18 protein-coding genes are annotated in these 18,795 nt (G+C 71.2%); 5 read left to right on the forward strand and 13 right to left on the reverse strand.

From position 1 onward, the window contains the following. The first annotated feature begins 184 nt into the window (after positions 1-184). Together IE180_RS24175 and IE180_RS36680 are read left to right on the forward strand one after the other, a co-directional pair. On the forward strand, positions 185-709 hold the full coding sequence (locus IE180_RS24175) for a hypothetical protein (RefSeq protein ID WP_190159049.1): 525 nt from the start codon (positions 185-187) through the stop codon (positions 707-709). 532 nt (positions 710-1,241) lie between these two features. Next, a complete protein-coding gene (locus IE180_RS36680; protein WP_229860815.1) occupies positions 1,242-2,324 on the forward strand; it encodes a hypothetical protein in 1,083 nt (360 codons plus the stop codon). 283 nt (positions 2,325-2,607) lie between these two features. Here the strand turns inward: IE180_RS36680 and IE180_RS24185 are convergent, their stop codons facing one another. Beyond that, positions 2,608-3,936, reverse strand: coding sequence for a class I SAM-dependent RNA methyltransferase (locus IE180_RS24185; protein WP_190159050.1), 1,329 nt, complete (start codon positions 3,934-3,936; stop codon positions 2,608-2,610). An 85-nt stretch (positions 3,937-4,021) separates the two neighbouring features. Beyond that, positions 4,022-6,073 carry an APC family permease gene (locus tag IE180_RS24190; protein ID WP_190159051.1) on the reverse strand — a complete coding sequence of 684 codons (2,052 nt, stop codon included), beginning with the start codon at positions 6,071-6,073 and terminating at the stop codon, positions 4,022-4,024. A gap of 234 nt (positions 6,074-6,307) precedes the next feature. Here IE180_RS24190 and IE180_RS24195 point away from each other — a divergent pair, with 234 nt between their 5' ends. Further along, positions 6,308-6,976, forward strand: coding sequence for a potassium channel family protein (locus IE180_RS24195; RefSeq protein ID WP_190159052.1), 669 nt, complete (start codon positions 6,308-6,310; stop codon positions 6,974-6,976). After that, positions 6,976-7,656, forward strand: a complete 681-nt coding sequence (locus tag IE180_RS24200) for a potassium channel family protein (RefSeq protein ID WP_190159053.1) — start codon at positions 6,976-6,978, stop codon at positions 7,654-7,656. The genes IE180_RS24195 and IE180_RS24200 overlap by 1 nt, the downstream gene beginning before the upstream one ends. A 217-nt stretch (positions 7,657-7,873) precedes the next feature. On the opposite strand, the gene IE180_RS24205 is transcribed toward IE180_RS24200, so the two are convergent. The 7 genes from IE180_RS24205 to IE180_RS24235 form a co-directional block, all read right to left on the reverse strand. Continuing rightward, the gene (locus IE180_RS24205; RefSeq protein ID WP_190159054.1) at positions 7,874-8,623 is read right to left on the reverse strand and encodes a DUF3159 domain-containing protein; all 750 of its coding nucleotides are present in this window, start codon (positions 8,621-8,623) and stop codon (positions 7,874-7,876) included. A gap of 3 nt (positions 8,624-8,626) precedes the next feature. After that, positions 8,627-9,025: an OB-fold nucleic acid binding domain-containing protein gene (locus IE180_RS24210; protein ID WP_015036728.1), complete on the reverse strand. Its 399-nt coding sequence runs from the start codon at positions 9,023-9,025 to the stop codon at positions 8,627-8,629. Between the two features lie 69 nt (positions 9,026-9,094). Beyond that, the gene (locus IE180_RS24215) at positions 9,095-9,781 is read right to left on the reverse strand and encodes a response regulator (protein ID WP_190159197.1); all 687 of its coding nucleotides are present in this window, start codon (positions 9,779-9,781) and stop codon (positions 9,095-9,097) included. Positions 9,782-9,882: 101 nt separating this feature from the next. After that, a complete protein-coding gene (locus tag IE180_RS24220; protein ID WP_190159055.1) occupies positions 9,883-12,429 on the reverse strand; it encodes a DUF4118 domain-containing protein in 2,547 nt (848 codons plus the stop codon). Positions 12,430-12,697: 268 nt separating this feature from the next. Beyond that, the gene (locus IE180_RS24225) at positions 12,698-13,456 is read right to left on the reverse strand and encodes a DUF3710 domain-containing protein (RefSeq protein WP_190159056.1); all 759 of its coding nucleotides are present in this window, start codon (positions 13,454-13,456) and stop codon (positions 12,698-12,700) included. 1 nt (position 13,457) lies between these two features. After that, positions 13,458-13,970 (reverse strand): dUTP diphosphatase, encoded by a 513-nt coding sequence (gene dut / locus IE180_RS24230; protein ID WP_190159057.1) that lies wholly within the window; start codon positions 13,968-13,970, stop codon positions 13,458-13,460. Then, positions 13,970-14,554, reverse strand: coding sequence for a PaaI family thioesterase (locus IE180_RS24235; protein WP_190159058.1), 585 nt, complete (start codon positions 14,552-14,554; stop codon positions 13,970-13,972). The genes dut and IE180_RS24235 overlap by 1 nt, the downstream gene beginning before the upstream one ends. Positions 14,555-14,612: 58 nt before the next feature. On the opposite strand from IE180_RS24235, the gene IE180_RS24240 reads away from it, so the two are divergent. Next, positions 14,613-15,104: a DUF3093 domain-containing protein gene (locus tag IE180_RS24240; protein WP_190159059.1), complete on the forward strand. Its 492-nt coding sequence runs from the start codon at positions 14,613-14,615 to the stop codon at positions 15,102-15,104. Between the two features lie 18 nt (positions 15,105-15,122). Here IE180_RS24240 and IE180_RS24245 read toward each other — a convergent pair whose 3' ends face one another. The 4 genes from IE180_RS24245 to IE180_RS24260 form a co-directional block, all read right to left on the reverse strand. After that, positions 15,123-16,166, reverse strand: coding sequence for a hypothetical protein (locus tag IE180_RS24245; RefSeq protein ID WP_190159060.1), 1,044 nt, complete (start codon positions 16,164-16,166; stop codon positions 15,123-15,125). Positions 16,167-16,177: 11 nt separating this feature from the next. Continuing rightward, on the reverse strand, positions 16,178-16,474 hold the full coding sequence (locus IE180_RS24250; RefSeq protein ID WP_003955561.1) for a DUF4193 domain-containing protein: 297 nt from the start codon (positions 16,472-16,474) through the stop codon (positions 16,178-16,180). Positions 16,475-16,869: 395 nt separating this feature from the next. Further along, entirely contained in the window at positions 16,870-18,108 is a 1,239-nt protein-coding gene (locus tag IE180_RS24255; RefSeq protein ID WP_093873634.1) for a sensor histidine kinase, read from the reverse strand. A 4-nt stretch (positions 18,109-18,112) separates the two neighbouring features. Further along, the gene (locus IE180_RS24260; protein WP_030687123.1) at positions 18,113-18,766 is read right to left on the reverse strand and encodes a response regulator transcription factor; all 654 of its coding nucleotides are present in this window, start codon (positions 18,764-18,766) and stop codon (positions 18,113-18,115) included. Positions 18,767-18,795 lie beyond the last annotated feature (29 nt).

An 18,795-nucleotide genomic window follows, 5' to 3' on the forward strand; every position in this document is an offset into this window, starting at 1 on the left:
CGGCGGTGGCCCATGGCTTGCTTCAGAGCGGCCATCGCCGCCGCACCACGCGAGCCCACGCGGCTGGCCTCGGAGCGTACGCGACACGCACCCCGGCGGTCACTCATGGGCAGAATCCGCAAGCGGGTTGACCAATACTGTTCTTCCCCACGGCCGCCTAGGCGCCGCTTCTACGCTCACCGTCATGCGCGAAGTCGAATACCGGAGCAGCGGGGTTCCGTTGGAGGAATACGAACTCACCCGCAGGGACCACCGCCGTCAGAAGCAGAGCGAGGAGAGCAGCGAATCGATTCGGCGACAGGTCGAAGAGGACAATGCCAAATGCCGGGCAGACCCGGCGAGGGCAGAGCGTCGCCGCCAGGCGTTCGAGAACGTCGCGAAGCTGATGCAGTCCTTCAAGAAGGCCGACCACGAGATCATGCGGTGGCGTGTCCGGCTGTACTGCGACCACATCATCGAGACGGAGGCGCATTACACGTACACCGACCCCATCGATGCTGGAGGGTCCAGCAAGCAATGCCCTGAGTGCGGAGGCGCCTGGCAAACGGTCGTGGCCTTCGAACCCATCGGACTGCGCGGCGAGCCACCGGAACCCACGGTCCCCACACCTCCGCCGCCCCCGAAGAAGCCGACACGAGCCGAACTCGAACGACGCGTTAAGACGCTGGAGAAGGAGAACGAACGCTTGCGCGCGAAGTTCAGTGGCTGAAGGTCCCGACCGAAGCCATTGGGCTGATTCGCCAGCAGGTTACGGAGGCCGAGTTGACGGCAACGGTGAAGACGCCGCCCGCGCGGACATAGACATGGTCCACGTCACTCCGCTCGTTCGAGCAAGTTTTTTCGAACCACCCATCGCTGACGAACGGAACTGACAATATGCCGCCGTCGTACGTCAACCTAGAGTCGAAGGCGGACCATTGGAACGGCAGGTCAATGAGCGGCAACTCTCGGTGCTGCAGTGGGTGCAAGACGGGTGCCCTGCCGGCGTTTGGGAGACCAGCTCCTACAAGAGCACCTGTCAGGCGCTGCAGAACCGGGGCCTGGTCCTGGTCTCCCGGAAGGCCGGCCAGTGGAGCGTCGCCCTGACGAGTGCTGGCCAGCACTACCTGGCGCACGGCACGTACCCTCCCCGCGGGTCACGCCCGCCGAAGACCCAAGCCGCCGCTCCACGACCCCAGACCACCCGAGCGCAGGAAACTCCGACCGCCGGGCGGAAGCCAAGCCCTCCGTCACACCCCCGGGTGACGTTCACGGAGGAGCTACTGCAAGAGCTCGCGGAGGCTGACGGCATAGTCGTCAAGAGCGGCAGCGGTCCGGACTTGGAGAAGTGGCCATCCCGCGTCGCCGCGGCACGAAGGTCCGGAAAAGTCCCGGAGACGAAGGAGCTGTACGGGGGTTGGTGCCGGGGCGGGTACGAGATCAAGCTCGTCGACATCCCCGCCTGGCGCCTCACAGTCCTCGAGCCCGTGCCCGTTCCCTCCCGGCTCACGCGGCCGCACACCGTGGTTCGGGCCATGCAGAAGGAACAACAGCCACTCGGCCTGACCAAACCGGTCCAAGGACGCGCCCTCAGGCTTATCCAGGCGCTGATCACCGCCACCGAGAACGCAGGACATTCCAGTGCGGCAGGGCATACCGGCTCCGCACCCCCGTCCCACCGCCGCCGCAGGGCGTCTCCCCACTTCACCATCACCGCGCAGGGCCAGACCGTGGAGTTCCTCGTCCTTCAGGAGCAGGACCGGACTGAGCACGTCGCCACCGAGAAGGAACTCGCCGAGGCCAAGAAAAACTCCTGGATCAAGATCCCCCGCTTCGACTACACCCCGTCCGAACGCCTCCGCTTCGTCCTCAACGGCGGCCAGCCACACCGGGCGAGCGAATGGTCCGACGCCCCTGGCCGCTCACTCGAAGACCAGCTCGCCGAGATCGCGCAGGAGGTCACCCTCCGCGGCGAAGCCGCCGAACGCAAACGTCTCGACGAGATCGAAGCAGCCCGCCAGAAGCGCATCCGCTGGGAAGCCGCCATGGAAGAAGCGCGCATCCAGTACGCAGAGGCGTACCGCTTCCGGCACTTCGAGGCGCAGGAAGCGGCATGGCGTCACGCCACCGAACTCGCGGAGTACGTCAGCGCCGTACGCACCCGGGTCGAGGCCATGCCGCCGGGCCAGACCAGGACCGAAGCCGAAACGTGGATCGCCTGGGCAGCAACACGCGTGGAGCGCCTCGACCCGCTGAACACACCGCCCCGACTGCCCCACATCCCCGAACCACGAGCCGACGATCTCAGGCCCTTCCTCGGGCATTGGAGCCCGTACGGCCCCTGACGCAACAGGGACCGGACACCTCATCTAGCGTCACGGAACGTCACTACCGAGAAGGGATGGGGCAGGGGCGGCCAACAGCTCAGCAGCCAGCGCCTCGGCCACCTCAGCGCGCCTCAGAGCAGACAGCGGAGAGCTCCACTCGGCGGTCGTCGATCAGGCATGATGGACCATCAGAAATCGTGCCGTCCGTGCGTCAAACGTGCGTCACGTGCGTCGAATATGCGTCAAGATATCGCACCTAACGCACGTAACGCCCATAATGCACACTCGGAGAAACGCCAGGTCAGCGGCCCTTTTCGGCGGGCTCAAGGATCGCGACGCACTCTACGTGGTGGGTCATCGGGAACAGGTCGAACGCCCGCAGGGTCCGCACCTTGTAGCCGCGTTCGGCGAAGTAGGCGAGGTCTCGGGCCAGGGCGGCCGGGTCGCAGGCCACGTAGGCGATGCGGCGGGCGCCCAGGCCGGCCAGGTGGTGGACGGTCTGCTTGCCGGCGCCCGCGCGGGGCGGGTCCAGGACGATGAGGTCGACCTCGGTGATGCCGGTGCGCGGGAGGACCGACTCGACCTTGCCCTGTTCGATGCGGACGCGCGGGAAGCCGGCCAGGTTGTGGCGGGCGTCCTCGACCGCGCGCTTGCCGGACTCGATGCCGAGGACGGCGCCCTGGTCGCCGACGCGGTCGGCGAGGGCGCCCGCGAAGAGGCCGACGCCGCAGTAGAGGTCGAGGGCCGTCTCGCCCTTGCGGGGGGTGAGGCCCTGCATGACGGCGAGCATCAGGGTCTGCGCGGCCTTCGGGTGGACCTGCCAGAAGCCGCCGCTGCCGACGCGGTAGGTGCGGTCGTCGGCGCGCTCGCGGACGAAGGCGCGGCCGTGGACGCGGTGGACGCCGCCGTCCTTCTCGTCGACGCGCATCACGGAGACCGGCTTGTCCAGCTCGACGAGCGGGAGGCGGGCGCCCGGGCGGGGGGTGAGGATGACCTGGCGGTCGTTGGAGCCGGAAGCCGCGATGGCCTCGACGGAGGCCATGCCCGGCCAGTCGCGCTTCTCGATGCCGAGCTCCGAGACGCCCTCGGCGGCGATCATGCAGTGGTCGATGATCTCGACCTCGTGGGAGCGGTGCTTGCGCAGGCCCGCGTGGCCCTCGGCGTCGACGGCGTACTGGACGCGGGTGCGCCACTGCGGGACCTCGCCCGCGGGGAGCTTGTCGCCCTCGGCGGGCATGACGGTGCCGTCCCAGCCGGCCTCCTCCGGGGTGAGCCCGGCCAGGCGCTGGAGCTGTTCCGCGATGACCTCGCCCTTCAGGCGGCGCTGGGCGCCGGGCTTGGCGTGCTGCCAGTCGCAGCCGCCGCACTTGCCGGGCCCGGCGAAGGGGCAGGGGGCCTCGACGCGGTCCTTGGAGGCGTTCAGGATCTCGATCGCGTCGGCGCGCAGGAAGCGGGAGGTCTCCTCGCCCTCGGTGACCCGCACCCGGACGCGCTCGCCGGGCAGGGCGTGGCGGACGAAGAGGACCCGGCCGGCTTCCGTGCGGGCGATGCAGTGGCCGCCGTGGGCGACCGGGCCGACCTCCACCTCGTACTCGGCCCCGACCAGCGACGTAACAGGGGTGTTCTGCATGACCGGGGACTCCAGGGGGAAGAAGAAGGTGGGCTGCCGCTCGGACCACGGTCCGACGGCAGCCCACCAGTCTAGTTGCTGTTTTTCAGTTGTTCTTTGCGGTGGGTTCCTTCTGGCGCTTCTCCACCGGGCCGCGGCGGACGGAGCCCGGCGCGTTCCACTCCTGGCGCTTCCTGGCCCGGTTCTTCGCGGCCTCGGAGGACTGGAGCTGGTACGGGACGGACGTGACCATCACGCCGGGGGTGAAGAGCAGCCGGCCCTTGAGGCGGAGTGCGGACTGGTTGTGGAGCAGGTGCTCGTACCAGTGGCCGACGACGTACTCGGGGATGTAGACGGAGACGGCGTCGCGCGGGCTCTCGCGACGGATGCTCTTCACGTACTCGATGACCGGCCGGGTGATCTCGCGGTACGGCGAGTCGAGGATCTTGAGCGGGACGTTGATGCCGCGCCGCTCCCACTCCTCCTTGAGCGCCTTGGTCTCGACGGGGTCGACGTTCACGGTGAGCGCCTCGAGCTCGCTGGCGTGCAGCAGCTTGGCGTAGGCCAGGGCGCGCAGGGTCGGCTTGTGGAGCTTGGAGACGAGGACGACCGAGCGGACGCGGGAGGGGCGCACGTACTCGTCGGGGCGCTCCTCGGCGGCGGCGATCTCGTCGGCGACGGAGTCGTAGTGCTTGCGGATCGCGGTCATCGTCCCGTAGAAGATCACCATGCCGAGCAGGGCGACCCAGGCGCCGTGGGTGAACTTGGTGGCGAGGACGACGACGAGGACGAGGCCGGTGAAGAAGGCGCCGAAGGTGTTGATCGCGCGGGAGCGGATCATGTGGCGGCGCTTGGCCGGGTCCTTCTCGGTCCTCAGGTGGCGGTTCCAGTGCCGGACCATGCCGATCTGGCTGAGGGTGAAGGAGACGAAGACGCCGACGATGTAGAGCTGGATCAGCCGGGTCGAGTCGGCTCCGTAGATCCAGACCAGGAGGGCGGCGGCGCCGGCGAGGAGCACGATGCCGTTGGAGAAGGCGAGGCGGTCGCCGCGGGTGTGCAGCTGGCGCGGCAGGTACCGGTCCTGGGCGAGGATCGAACCGAGGAGCGGGAAGCCGTTGTACGCGGTGTTGGCGGCCAGGAAGAGGACGAGGGCGGTGGCGGCGGCGAGGACGATGAAGAAGAACGTTCCGTCGCCGAAGACGGCGGCCGCGACCTGGGAGATGACCGGGTCCTGGACGTAGCCCGCGCCGAGCGGCTGCCCGTTGTGCAGCAGGTCCTCGGCGGGGTTCTCGGCCATCCGGACGTCGGTGGCCATGGCCAGGAAGATGATGCCGCAGAACATGGTGACGGCCAGGCCGCCCATGAGGGCGAGCGTGGTGGCGGCGTTCTTCGACTTCGGCTTGCGGAAGGCGGGGACGCCGTTGGAGATGGCCTCGACGCCGGTGAGGGCGGCACAACCGGAGGAGAACGCCCGCAGCAGCAGGAAGACCAGCGCGAAGCCGGCCAGGCCCTGGTGCTCGGCCTTGATCTCGAAGCCGGCGGTGGGGGCCCTCATGGTCTCGTCGAGGACGATCCCCCGGTACGCACCCCAGATGATCATGATGAAGACGCCGGCGACGAAGACGTACGTCGGGATGGCGAAGAGGCTGCCCGACTCCTTCACGCCCCGGAGGTTCATGAGGGTGAGGAGGACGATGACCGCGATCGCCGAGGGCACCTTGTGCTCGACGATGAAGGGCACCGCGGAGCCGAGGTTCTCGATGCCCGAGGCGATCGACACGGCGACGGTCAGGACGTAGTCGACGAGCAGGGCGCTCGCGACGGTGAGTCCGGCCTTCGGCCCGAGGTTGGTGGTGGCGACCTCGTAGTCGCCGCCGCCGCTCGGGTACGCGTGCACGTTCTGCCGGTACGAGGCGACCACCGTGAACATCAGGACGACGACCGCGAGCGCGATCCACGGGCTGAAGTGGTAGGCCGACAGTCCGGCGACGGAGAGGACGAGCAGCACCTCGCCGGGCGCGTACGCCACCGAGGACAGCGGGTCGGAGGCGAAGACGGGGAGGGCGATCCGCTTCGGGAGAAGGGTCTCTCCCAGCTTGTCGCTGCGCAGGGCCCGCCCGATCAGGATCCGTTTGGGCACGTCGGTCAGTTTGGACACGGAGAGGATCGTAAGCGTTCGAAAAGAGCCACGCGCACCGGCACCCCCGATCGGCACCGAATCTCCCTGAGTACCACCTCGGATGCGGTCCCCGCCAGCGTTGCCGCATAAGCTCGGACCGGGCGACCCGTCGGGGCGTTGCCCGCCACGGCCCGGGCCGATCGGGCGAGGAAAGTTGTGAGCAGGGTGTATTCGCAGGTCAGCAGGGCGATCAGGAGTGCGGGGTAAGGGGACGTGCACATCGTCATCATGGGCTGCGGGCGAGTGGGAGCCGCTCTCGCGCAGACCCTGGAGCAGCAGGGGCACACCGTCGCGGTCGTGGACCAGGACCCGACGGCTTTCCGCCGTCTGGGCTCGGGCTTCGGCGGTCGGCGGGTCACGGGCGTGGGCTTCGACCAGGACACGCTGCGCGAGGCCGGGATCGAGGAGGCCGGTGCCTTCGCCGCGGTGAGCAGCGGCGACAACTCCAACATCATCGCGGCGCGGGTCGCGCGCGAGATGTTCGGCATCGAGAACGTGGCGGCGCGGATCTACGACCCGCGGCGCGCCGAGGTCTACCAGCGCCTCGGGATCCCGACGGTCGCGACGGTCCGCTGGACCGCCGACCAGATGCTCCGCCGGCTGCTGCCCTCGGGCGCGGAGCCGCTGTGGCGCGACCCGAGCGGGGCCGTGCAGCTCGCCGAGGTGCACACCTCCCCGGCGTGGATCGGCCACAAGGTGAGCCGGCTCCAGGAGGAGACCGGCGTCCGCGTCGCCTTCCTCACCCGGCTGGGCGAAGCGATTCTGCCGACCTCGCAGACGGTGCTCCAGGAAGGTGACCTGGTGCACGTGATGATGCGTACGGACGAGATCGCGAAGGTCGAGGCGGCCTTCGCCGAGGGTCCCGAGGAGGGCGGTCACTGATGCGTGTCGCTATTGCGGGCGCGGGTGCGGTGGGCCGTTCCATCGCGGGCGAGCTCCTGGAGAACGGACACGAGGTCCTGCTGGTCGACAAGGCGCCGACCGCCATCTCGGTGGAACGGGTGCCGCAGGCGGAGTGGCTGCTCGCCGACGCCTGCGAGATCACCTCGCTGGACGAGGCGGCGCTGCAGCGCTGCAACGTGGTGATCGCGGCGACCGGTGACGACAAGGTGAACCTGGTCGTCTCGCTGCTCGCCAAGACCGAGTACGGCGTGCCGCGCGTGGTCGCCCGGGTGAACAACCCGAAGAACGAGTGGCTGTTCAACGAGGCCTGGGGCGTGGACGTGGCCGTCTCGACGCCGCGACTGATGTCGGCCCTGGTCGAGGAGGCGGTGAGCGTCGGCGACCTGGTCCGGCTGCTCCGCTTCAGCCACGGCGACGCGAACCTGGTCGAGCTGACGCTGCCGCCGGAGTCGGCGGTGGCCGGTACGCAGGTGGGCGAGGTCGCCTGGCCGCAGGACACCTCGCTGGTGACGATCATCCGCGGTTCGCGGGTGCTGACGCCGAGCCCCGAGGAGACCCTGGAGGCCGGCGACGAGCTGCTGTTCGTGGCCGCCCAGGCCCGCGAGGAGCAGCTGGAGGACCTCCTCCAGGTCCGCCGCGAGGCCGGGTCGGAGTCCTGATCCGGAGGACGCGTACGGAAGGGCCCGGACCTGACGAGCAGGTCCGGGCCCTTGCGCGTACCGGGTCCCGGGCTTCCTGGCGCCTTCGGGTCTCCGAGCGCCTTCGGGCTTCCCGGCGTCCCCGGGTCTCCGAGCGTCTCCAGGCCTCCGAGCGTCCCCGGGTCTCCCAGTGCCTCAGGTCTTCGGGCCTCTCGGGCCTCTCGGGCCTGCGAGCTGCTCAGACCTCCGGCCGGTGCTGTGCGGCGGCGGCCGCCTTGCGCTCCTTCTCGGCGCGCTCCTCGGCCTCCATCTCGGCGAAGACGTCGATCGGCGCCGGGGCCTTCGCGAGGAACACCCAGGTGAGGTAGACCGCGAGCAGGAACGGCGGGATCTTGAGGGCGACGAGCACCCAGCCGAACTTGGTGGTGTCGGCCCACCAGTACATCGGGAAGAGGATCGCGCACTTGCCGAGCAGGATCAGGCCCCAGGCCCAGCTGGCCTTGGTGTAGGCCTTCTTGCGGCCGGGGTTGCGGGTGCGCCAGGAGAGGTTCTCCTTGAAGACCGGGCCGAGGATCAGGCCGATCAGGGGCACTCCGGCGAGCGCGGTGATGATGTACGCCAGGGCGAGGCCCAGGGTGTACAGCATGCCCGGCAGGTAGAAGTCCTTGGCGTTGCCCGTCATCATCGCGAAGACGACGCCGAAGGCGACGCCGAAGACGCCGCTGAAGGCGTGCTTGACGGTGTCCCTGCGGATCAGCCGGACGGCGACCAGGACCAGCGAGACCGCGAGCGCGGCGATCGCGGAGACGTGCAGGTTCTTGTTGATCGTGAAGATCGTGACGAACAGCAGCCCGGGCATGACCGTCTCGATCATGCCCCGCACTCCGCCGAAGGCCTCGAAGAGCGCGGCCTCGGTCACGGCCTTGTCCGCCTGGGCGTCCTGGTCCGGGGTCGACCGGTCCGCGGTCGGCTTGTCGAGGGACGTCACCGGCTACTCCTGTCCGAGCGGTCGGAGCTCGTATTTGGGGTTGAAGAGGACCCGCCGGCCGTGGCTCATGGAGATGCGGCCGGAGGCGATCAGCTTGCGTCCCGGTTCGATGCCCACGATGGAGCGCCGGCCGAGCCACACGACGTCGAGCGGTGCCGTGCCGTCGAAGAGCTCGGCCTCCAGCGCGGGCACACCGGCCCGGGGACGCAGCGTGACCGTGCGCAAGGTACCAGTCACCTTGACTATCTGTCGGTCGGAGCAGTCGGAGATACGCGTGCACCCCGAGGCCTCGGCGTCCTCCTGGAGCTCCTCCGACTCCAGGTCCTCCGGGGAGGAGGAGAGCCGGTCGAGCATCCGGCGGAACCTTCCGGCCGGCTTCTCTGTACGTGGTGCAGCACTCATACAGAAAGCGTACCGGCCGCCGCCGTCACCGGGAGGGGCCCCGGACCACCGGCCCGCACGGCCCCCGTTTCAGCGTTCGAAGCGGTACCCCATGCCCGGTTCGGTGACGAAGTGCCGGGGGTGCGAGGGGTCGGTCTCCAGTTTGCGGCGGAGCTGCGCCATGTAGACCCGGAGGTAGTTGGTCTCCGTGCCGTACGAGGGTCCCCAGACCTCCTGGAGCAGCTGCTTCTGGCCGACGAGCCGGCCGGCGTTGCGGACGAGGACCTCCAGGAGGTGCCACTCGGTGGGGGTGAGCCGGACGTCGCGCCCGTCGCGGTGGACCTTCTTCGCGGCCAGGTCGACGGTGAAGCCCTCGGCCTCGACCACGGCGGCCCCGTCCTCGGTGCCGCCGACCGGCTCGGCGCGGCGCACGGCCGCGCGCAGCCGGGCGAGCAGCTCGTCCATGCCGAAGGGCTTGGTGACGTAGTCGTCGGCGCCCGCGTCGAGCGCCTCGACCTTCTCGTCGGAGGTCTGCCGGGCGGACAGGACCAGGACGGGCACCCGCGTCCAGCCGCGCAGGCCCTTGATCACGTCGACGCCGTCCATGTCGGGCAGTCCGAGGTCGAGGACGACGACGTCGGGATGGCGTTCGGCGGCGAGCCGGAGGGCGGTGGCGCCGTCGGGCGCGGTGTCGACCTCGTACTTCCGCGCCTTCAGGTTGATCACCAGGGCGCGGACGATCTGCGGCTCGTCGTCGACCACGAGGACCCGGGTCATGGAGGGGCCTGCCTTCTTCTTCATGTCGGTGGATACGGAGGGGATACGGGCGCGGGACCGGCGACCGGGCCGGGTCGCGGGCCCGGCGGCGCGGACGCGGGTCAGGTCACGGCGTGGTCCGGGAGGCCGGCGGCCGGGGCCCGGGGCCCGCCCGGCGCGGCCCGCAGGGTGAGCACCATGGTGAGGCCGCCGCCGGGGGTGTCCTCGGCACCGAGCGTTCCGCCCATGGCCTCGACGAAGCCGCGGGCGACCGCGAGGCCGAGGCCGACGCCGGAGCCGCGCGGGGCGTCACCGAGGCGCTGGAAGGGCTCGAAGATGCCGTCCTTGGCCTCGTCGGGGACGCCGGGGCCGCGGTCCACGACCCGCAGCTCGACCCGGTCGCCCAGGGCGCTGGCGGCGACGGCGACGGGCACGTCCTCGGGGCTGTACTTCACGGCGTTCTCCACGATGTTGGCGACGGCCCGCTCCAGGAGGCCCTTGTCGACCTCGACCATGGGCAGGGTCTCGGGGATGTCGAGTTCGGCGCTGCCGTCCGGCACTCCCCCGAGGGCCATGGGGACGACCTCGTCGAGGTCGACGGCGTGGATCAGGGGGGTGACGGTGCCGGTCCGGAGGCGGGACATGTCGAGGAGGTTGCCCACCAGGTGGTCGAGGCGGTCGGCGCCGGCCTCGATGCCCTCCAGGAGCTCGGCCCGGTCCTGCTCGGACCATTCGACGTCGTCGGAGCGGAGGGAGGAGACGGAGGCCTTGATGCTCGCGAGCGGGGTCCGCAGGTCGTGGCTGACGGCGGCGAGCAGGGAGGTGCGGATCTTGTTGCCCTCGGCCAGTTTCCGGGCCTCCTCGGCCTCGCCGACGAGCCGCTGCCGGTCGAGGACGACCGCGGCCTGGGCGGCGAAGGCGCCGAGCACCCGCCGGTCCTCGGCCGGCAGCACCCGGCCGGTCAGGGCGAGCGACAGGTGGTCGCCGACGGGCATGTCCACGTCCGCGTCCTCCGGCCGGGCCGCGGGGTGGGGACCGACGCTCGCCGCCCGGGTCCACGGCTCGACCTCGTCCGCGCGCTCCAGGAGGGCCACCGACTCCATGGAGAAGGTCTCGCGGACCCGTTCCAGGAGGGCGTCCAGGCTCGTCTCGCCGCGCAGCACGCTGCCGGCCAGGTAGGAGAGGACCTCGGACTCGGCGCGCAGCCGGGCGGCCTGGTGGGTGCGCCGGGCGGCCAGGTCCACCACGGAGGCGACCGACATCGCGACGCCGAAGAAGACGGCGATGGCGACGATGTTGAGGGGGTCGGCGATGGTCAGGCGGTGGACCGGCGGGGTGAAGAACCAGTTGAGGAGGAGGGAGCCGGCGGCGGCCGAGGCGAGCGCCGGCAGGAATCCACCGAGCAGCGCGGCGGTCACGGTCAGGGCGAGGAAGAGCAGCATGTCGTTGGCGAGCCCGAGGTCCGCGTCGACGTGCGTGAGGAGCAGGGCCAGGGCGACCGGGCCCGCGACGCCGACGAGCCAGCCGCCGAGGATCCGGGAGCGGCCGAGGCGGGCTCCGCGCGCGACGGGCAGGCCCCGGCCCTTGGCGACCTCGTCGTGGGTGACGATGTGGACGTCGAGGTCGGGGCCGGAGTCGCGGGCCACGGTCTGGCCGACGCCGGGGCCGAGCACGTACTGCCAGGTCCGGCGGCGGCTGGAGCCGAGCACGATCTGGGTGGCGTTGACCCCGCGGGCGAATTCCAGGAGCGCCGAGGGGATGTCGTCGCCGATGACGTGGTGGAACGTTCCGCCGAGGTCCTCGACGAGGGTGCGCTGGACGGCCAGCTCCTTCGGGGAGGCGGCGGTGAGGCCGTCGCTGCGGGCGATGTAGACGGCGAGGACCTCGCCGCCGGCGCCCTTCTCGGCGAGCCGGGTGGCGCGCCGTATGAGGGTGCGGCCCTCGGGGCCGCCGGTCAGACCGACGACGATGCGCTCCCGGGCCTGCCAGGTGGAGCGGATGCCGTGCTCGCCCCTGTACTGCCGGAGGTACTCGTCGACCCGGTCGGCGGTCCAGAGCAGGGCCAGCTCGCGCAGGGCCGTGAGGTTGCCGGGGCGAAAGTAGTTGGAGAGGGCCGCGTCGACCTTGTCCGAGGTGTAGACGTTGCCGTGGGCCATCCGCCGTCGCAGCGCCTTCGGGTCCATGTCGACCAGCTCGATCTGGTCGGCCCGGCGCACCACCTCGTCGGGGACGGTCTCCCGCTGCCGCACCCCGGTGATCGCCTCGACGACGTCGCCGAGGGACTCCAGGTGCTGGATGTTGACGGTCGACACGACGTCGATGCCGGCGGCGAGGAGTTCGGCGACGTCCTGCCACCGCTTGGGATTGCGGGAGCCCGGCACGTTCGTGTGGGCGAGTTCGTCGACGAGGGCGACCGCGGGACGGCGGGCGAGGACGGCGTCGACGTCCATCTCCGTGAGGGCCGCCCCCCGGTGCTCCAGGGCGCGGCGCGGGACCACCTCCAGGCCGTGCAGCATGGCCTCCGTGCGCGGCCGCCCGTGGTGCTCCACGAACGCCACCACGCAGTCCGTGCCGCGCTCCACCCGGCGGCGGCCCTCGGCGAGCATCGCGTAGGTCTTGCCGACGCCCGGCGCAGCGCCGAGGTAGATCCGAAGCTTGCCGCGTCCCATGGCTCGACCATACGTCCAGCCAATCGGACATTCGGTGCGCGGGGAGATGCCTCGGGCGGTATTGACGTGATCCTGATGTGGCCGGCCGGCGGCCCGCCCCGCCGTCGGCGGTGTGCCGGGGCGGAGGACGGAACGGCCGGTGGGTCGCTTCCCGTACGAGGCGTACGGGAAGCGACCCACCGGCCTCTGCCGCACGTCAGCGGAGCCCGGGGCCCGGCGGGGCCCGCCCGGGGCTCAGCGGAACCCGGGGCTCAGCGGATCTCGGGGCTCAGCGGATCTCGGAGATCTCCGGACCGCGCTGGAGCTGGCCCATGCCGCCGGAGAAGCGGGAGCCCTCCTGCTCCTCCTGCTGCACGCCGTCCGGCACCATCTGCGCGTCGTTCGGCAGCTTGAGGACGATCGGGTCGCGCGGGGCCATCGGGCCGTCGCCGCGGACGACCACGGTGTCCCGGACGATCTGCTCCAGGAGGCCGGCGGCCTCGGGCTGGACCGCGCCCTGCCCGGAGATCACTCCGCGCAGGAACCAGCGGGGTCCGTCGACGCCCACGAAGCGGACCAGCTGCACGCCGCGGTTGCCGTCCGGCAGCTGCACCGGGACCTGGGCCCGCAGCTCCCAGCCGAGCGGGCCCTCGACCTCGTCGATGGCACCGCCCTGCTGGACGATGCCGGTGGCGATCTCGTCGCGGACCTCGCCCCAGATGCCCTCGTTCTTGGGGGCGGCGAAGGCCTGCAGCTGTACGGCGCTGTCGCGCAGGACGACGGTGGCCGCGACGATCGCGTCGCCCGCCACCTCGACCCGCAGTTCCATGCCCTCGACTCCGGGCACGAAGATCCCGCCGAGGTCCACGCGGCCCTCGTCGGGCTTGGCGACCTCAGAGATGTCCCAGGGCCCGTCGGGCCGGGGCGCCGGCGGAAGGTTCACGCGGCGCGGCGCGGCCGCGTCCTCGTCCTCCACCGCGTCGACGACCTGCTCGGCCTCGCCCGCCGCGTCCTCGGCGGCACCGCTCTTCTTGCGACGTCCGAACACGTCACTGTCCTTCCCGGTCGGATACGACCGAAGCGTATCGATTCCCACCCGTTGTGCCGTCCACGGCGGCATGGCCGCCGGTGGACCCGAAGCCCCCCTCGGCCCGCGCCGAACCGGGAAGCTCCGCCACCTCGTGGAAGCGGACCTTCTCGACCTGCTGGACGACGAGTTGGGCAATCCGGTCGAACCGTTCGAACCGCACGTCCTCGCGCGGGTCGAGATTGACCACGATCACCTTGATCTCTCCACGGTACCCGGCATCGACCGTCCCGGGGGCATTCACGAGCGCCACTCCGCAGCGGGCGGCGAGACCGGAGCGCGGGTGCACGAAGGCCGCGTACCCGTCCGGCAGGGCGATGGAGACTCCGGTGGGCAGCACGGCGCGCTCCCCGGGGGCCAGCACGACGGCCTCGGTGGTCACGAGGTCGGCACCGGCGTCGCCGGGATGCCCGTAGGCCGGGATCGGCACGTCCGGGTCCACTCGCCGGATCAGTACGTCGACAGGGTTGCGCATCAGGGGTTCACCTCGAAGGCGCGGGCGCGCCGGACCTGGTCGGGGTCGGACATGGCGGCCCGGATCTCCTCCGGGCGGCCGTTGTCGATGAAGTGGTCGACCTTGACCTCGATGAAGAGGGCGTCGGCGCGGACGGCGACGGGACCCTCGGGCCCGCCGATCCGTCCGACGGCGGTCGAGTAGATCTTGCGGCCGTGCACGGCGGTGACGGCGGCCTCCAGGTGGAGCACGGTGCCGACCGGGACGGGCCGGGCGAAGTCGGTCTCCAGGCGTCCGGTCACGGCGATGACCCGCAGCAGCCAGTTCAGGGAGCCGAGGGTCTCGTCGAGCGCGGTGGCGAGGACGCCGCCGTGCGCGAGGCCGGGGGCGCCCTGGTGGTCGGGGGTCACCGTGAACTCGGCGGTGACGGTCACGCCCTCGCCCGCGCGCGCTTCCAGGTGGAGGCCGTGGGGCTGCCCGCCGCCGCACCCGAAGCAGTGCTCGTAGTGTGCGCCGAGCAGCTCCCCGGGAGCCGGCGCGTCCGGGTGGCGTACCGGCGGTATGGCGTCGGCCGGCGGGGTGAGGGCGGCAGATGTTGCAGTCACAGCCGCAGACCTTACCCGCGCGGATGGCCGCAGGTCGCGCCGTGGCAGGCTTGGACGCATGCAGCCTTCCGCACCGTCCCCGGACCCCTCCCCCGCGTCCTCCGCCGCGCCGCGCTTCGACGAGCGGCTGACGGCGCCCCGGTCGTGGTGGGTGATCGTGGGTCTGATCGGCCTCTCCGGCGCCCTGATCATGTTCCCGCTGGGCACGGTCCCCATGCTGGGCGGCCTGATCGCGGCGGCGGTGGTCGCCGGGGTGGTGGTCTCCTCGTACGGCTCCGCCCGGATCCGGGTGGTGGCCGGTTCGCTGGTGGCGGGGGACGCCCGGATCCCGGTGACGGCGCTCGGGACGGCCGAGGCGCTCGACGCCGAGGAGGCGCGCGCCTGGCGCACTTACAAGGCGGACCCGCGCGCCTTCATGCTGATGCGCAGCTACGTGCCGGGGGCGGTACGGGTCGAGGTGACCGACCCGGCGGACCCGACGCCGTACGTGTACCTGTCCAGCCGCGAGCCGGAGGCGCTGGTCGCGGCCCTGGAGGCGGAGCGCGCCTGATCCGGCGCGCCCGCCGGGTCAGAAGCCCAGCTCCTTGGGGTTCTCGGGCTGCTCCAGCGGGGGAAGGTCCCGGAGGGCGTCCCAGGGGACCTGGCGGGCGCGGAGGTCCTTGCGGATGTGCCCGGCGAGTCTCCTGGTGTCGCGGCGGTTCATGACGGCGCCGACGGCGGCGCCCACCATGAAGGGCATGAGGTTCGGCAGGTTGCGCACCATGCGCTTCGTGATCTGCTGGCGCAGTTCGCGCTTGAGCTGACCGCCGAGTGCCGCGTTCATCGTGGTGGGCTTGGTGGGGTCGATGCCCCTCTCCTCGGCCCAGGAGGTCAGATAGGCCGCCGAGCGCTGCGCGAGCCGGCCGGGGGGCCGCAGTCCGTAGACCTCGTGCAGTTCGGCGATGAGTTTGAGCTCCACGGCGGCGACGCCGGTGATCTCGGCCGCCAGCTCGGCCGGCAGGGCCGGGGGTACGGGGAGCATGGCGGCGGCGCCGACGCCGGCGCCCACGGTCGAGCTCGCGTTCGCCGCGCCGGCGACGAGTTTGTCGGCGAGCTCCTCGGGGCCGAGGCCGGGGAACTGCTTGCGCAGGGTCGCCAGGTCGCGGACGGGGATCCGCGGGGCGAGGTCGATCAGCCGGTCGGCCAGGTAGCCCAGGCCGGCCTTGGCGCCGTCTCCGCCGCGCTTCACGCCCTGCCGGACGCCCTGTGTGACGCCGCGCCGGACGGCGTCGATCCGGTCGGAGCCGATCCTGATCCGGTCGAGCCGGGCCCGCGCGGGATTGGCCAGCCGCCTGACGGCGCCGAGGCGTCCGCCCTGCCGGGCGTCGGCCGACGCGTCGCCCCGTCCCTCCGGCGGGGACGCCGGGTCCGTCTCGGCGACCTCGACGACCGCTTCGAGCGAGGCCGGGAGGCCTCGCCCGTCGTCACGTGCGCCGAGGGAGGGCAGGGAGGCGGTGCGCTCGGCTTCGGGGGCCTCGTGGGCGCCCTCCGCCGGGCCCGAGCCGCCCTTGTGCGTCTCCGGGCTCCCGGGGAGCCGCAGACGCCGCTTCCGGGACGGTGTGTCGCCTGCCACGGCCGGGCGTCTCAGTCGCAGTCGCGGCAGATCGGCTGGCCGTTCTTCTCCCGCGCCAGCTGGCTGCGGTGGTGCACGAGGAAGCAGCTCATGCAGGTGAACTCGTCGGCCTGCTTGGGCAGGACCCGGACGGCCAGCTCCTCGTTCGAGAGGTCGGCGCCGGGAAGCTCCAGGCCTTCGGCGGCCTCGAACTCGTCGACGTCGACGGTCGAGGTCGACTTGTCGTTCCGGCGGGCCTTCAGTTCCTCAAGGCTGTCCGAGTCGACGTCGTCGTCGGTCTTGCGTGGGGTGTCGTAATCCGTTGCCATGTCGCTCTCCCCCTCTGGGTGGTTGCGGTGTCTCCAGCGCACGTAACGCGTGAGAGGTCGGACTTGTGCCCGACCTGAGGCGGAGATTTTGCCTCACATCAAGGTCTGTTACTCAATCGACACCCGTCGCGCCCTCTCACGAGTGCTCGGTATCGGGTGGCGAAGCGGACCGTACACGGTCCTCGGGGCGGCCCTCGCAGGCGCCACCCCGTGTACTTCCCGTCATTCCGGTCCTCGGAAACCCGGACTTTTCCTGGTTTTCCGAGGGTTTTCCCGGTCACGGAGAGTGGAGGGCCGGGCACCCTCCCCTGTGATCGATCACACAGGAGCGTCTCAGGATCGGGGCTCCGGAATTCCGCGCAAAGCGAACGGAACCGGTCGGCTCCTGCAGTGTGTCAGATCGGCAGAGTGACGCGCATCACGAGCCCACCGCCCTCGCGCGGCTCCGCGATGATACGGCCGCCGTGGGCGCGGGCCACGGAGCGGGCGATCGACAGGCCGAGACCGACCCCCTTGTCGCTGCCGGTCCGCTCCTGCCGGAGCCTTCTGAACGGCTCGAAGAGGTTGTCGATCTCGTACGCGGGGACCACCGGTCCCGTGTTCGAGACGACCAGGACCGCCTGGCCGTCCTTGGCCTCGGTGGTGACCTCCACCCAGCCTCCTTCCGGCACGTTGTACCGCACGGCGTTCTGGAGCAGGTTCAGCGCGATCCGTTCGAGGAGCACGCCGTTGCCCTGGACGACGGCGGGCGCGCGCTCGCCCCGGATCTCCACGCCCTTGGCCTCGGCCTCGGCGTGCACCTGGTCGACGCCCCGCTCGGCGACCTCGGCCAGGTCGACGGGCTTGCGTTCGATGATCTGGTTGTCGCTGCGGGCGAGCAGCAGCAGGCCCTCGACGAGCTGTTCGCTGCGCTCGTTGGTCGCGAGCAGGGTCTTGCCGAGCTGCTGGAGCTCCACCGGCGCCCCGGGGTCCGAGAGGTGGACCTCCAGGAGGGTGCGGTTGATCGCGAGCGGGGTCCGCAGCTCGTGCGAGGCGTTCGCGACGAAGCGCTGCTGGGCCGTGAAGGCGCGCTCCAGGCGGTCCAGCATCTCGTCGAAGGTGTCGGCGAGCTCCTTGAGCTCGTCGTCGGGGCCGTCCAGCTCGATCCGCCGGGACAGGTCGGAGCCGGCCACCTGGCGGGCGGTCCGGGTGATCCGGCCGAGCGGGGAGAGCACCCGTCCCGCCATGGCGTAGCCGAAGGCGAAGGCGATGATGCTCAGGCCGAGCAGGGCGAACAGGGACCGGCGCAGGAGGTCGTCCAGGGCCAGGTCGCTCTGGTGCCGCAGGCAGAGCGTGACGGCGTCGTTGAGCTGGTCGCCGGTGGGCGACTCGGGCAGCCGGCACCAGGAGGTGGTGGGCTGGACCGTGCCGTTGACGACCTTGAAGGGCAGCTGGGAGGTGCTGTCGCTGAGCGCCTGGGCGGTGAAGAGGTAGATGATCGACAGCAGCAGGATGCCGGCGATCAGGAACATCCCGCCGTACAGCAGGGTGAGCCTTATCCGGATGGTCGGGCGCAGCAGCGGCCGGACGGGGTCCCGGGGGTCCCAGGTCGGCTTCGGGGGCGCCTGGGGGTGGGGCGCGGGGGTCGTGGCCATCGGGTCAGATCCGGTACCCGGAGCCGGGGACGGTGACGATGACGGGCGGCTCGCCGAGCTTGCGCCGGAGGGTCATGACGGTGACGCGCACGACGTTGGTGAACGGGTCGGTGTTCTCGTCCCAGGCCTTCTCCAGGAGCTGCTCGGCCGAGACCACGGCGCCCTCGCTGCGCATGAGGACCTCCAGGACGGCGAACTCCTTCGGTGCGAGCTGGACCTCCCGGCCCTCGCGGAAGACCTCGCGGCGGTTGGGGTCGAGCTTGATGCCGGCGCGCTCCAGGACGGGCGGGAGCGGGACGGTGGTGCGGCGGCCGAGGGCGCGCACGCGCGCGGTGAGCTCGGTGAAGGCGAAGGGCTTGGGGAGGTAGTCGTCCGCCCCGAGCTCCAGGCCCTCGACGCGGTCGCTGACGTCGCCGGAGGCCGTGAGCATCAGGACGCGGGTGGGCATGCCGAGCTCGACGATCTTCCGGCAGACGTCGTCGCCGTGGACGAGCGGGAGGTCGCGGTCGAGGACGACGACGTCGTAGTCGTTGACCCCGACGCGCTCCAGGGCCGCGGCGCCGTCGTACACGACGTCGACGGCCATGGCCTCCCGGCGCAGTCCGGTGGCCACCGCATCGGCGAGCAGCTGCTCGTCCTCGACGACGAGTACGCGCACGTCGTACATCCTTCCCGTTGAGCCGCTGT

It is taken from the genome of Streptomyces litmocidini, from assembly GCF_014649755.1.
Classification (GTDB): domain Bacteria; phylum Actinomycetota; class Actinomycetes; order Streptomycetales; family Streptomycetaceae; genus Streptomyces; species Streptomyces litmocidini.

What these genes read in the sequence shown, in the direction of transcription:
- IE180_RS24210 (WP_015036728.1), bottom strand. Translation starts at nt 9,025, where the DNA reads ATGAGTGCTGCACCACGTACAGAGAAGCCGGCCGGAAGGTTCCGCCGG.
- IE180_RS24185 (WP_190159050.1), bottom strand. Translation starts at nt 3,936, where the DNA reads ATGCAGAACACCCCTGTTACGTCGCTGGTCGGGGCCGAGTACGAGGTG.
- IE180_RS24220 (WP_190159055.1), bottom strand. Translation starts at nt 12,429, where the DNA reads ATGGGACGCGGCAAGCTTCGGATCTACCTCGGCGCTGCGCCGGGCGTC.
- IE180_RS24175 (WP_190159049.1), top strand. Translation starts at nt 185, where the DNA reads ATGCGCGAAGTCGAATACCGGAGCAGCGGGGTTCCGTTGGAGGAATAC.
- IE180_RS24240 (WP_190159059.1), top strand. Translation starts at nt 14,613, where the DNA reads ATGCAGCCTTCCGCACCGTCCCCGGACCCCTCCCCCGCGTCCTCCGCC.
- IE180_RS24200 (WP_190159053.1), top strand. Translation starts at nt 6,976, where the DNA reads ATGCGTGTCGCTATTGCGGGCGCGGGTGCGGTGGGCCGTTCCATCGCG.
- IE180_RS24215 (WP_190159197.1), bottom strand. Translation starts at nt 9,781, where the DNA reads ATGACCCGGGTCCTCGTGGTCGACGACGAGCCGCAGATCGTCCGCGCC.
- IE180_RS24255 (WP_093873634.1), bottom strand. Translation starts at nt 18,108, where the DNA reads ATGGCCACGACCCCCGCGCCCCACCCCCAGGCGCCCCCGAAGCCGACC.
- IE180_RS24250 (WP_003955561.1), bottom strand. Translation starts at nt 16,474, where the DNA reads ATGGCAACGGATTACGACACCCCACGCAAGACCGACGACGACGTCGAC.
- dut (WP_190159057.1), bottom strand. Translation starts at nt 13,970, where the DNA reads ATGCGCAACCCTGTCGACGTACTGATCCGGCGAGTGGACCCGGACGTG.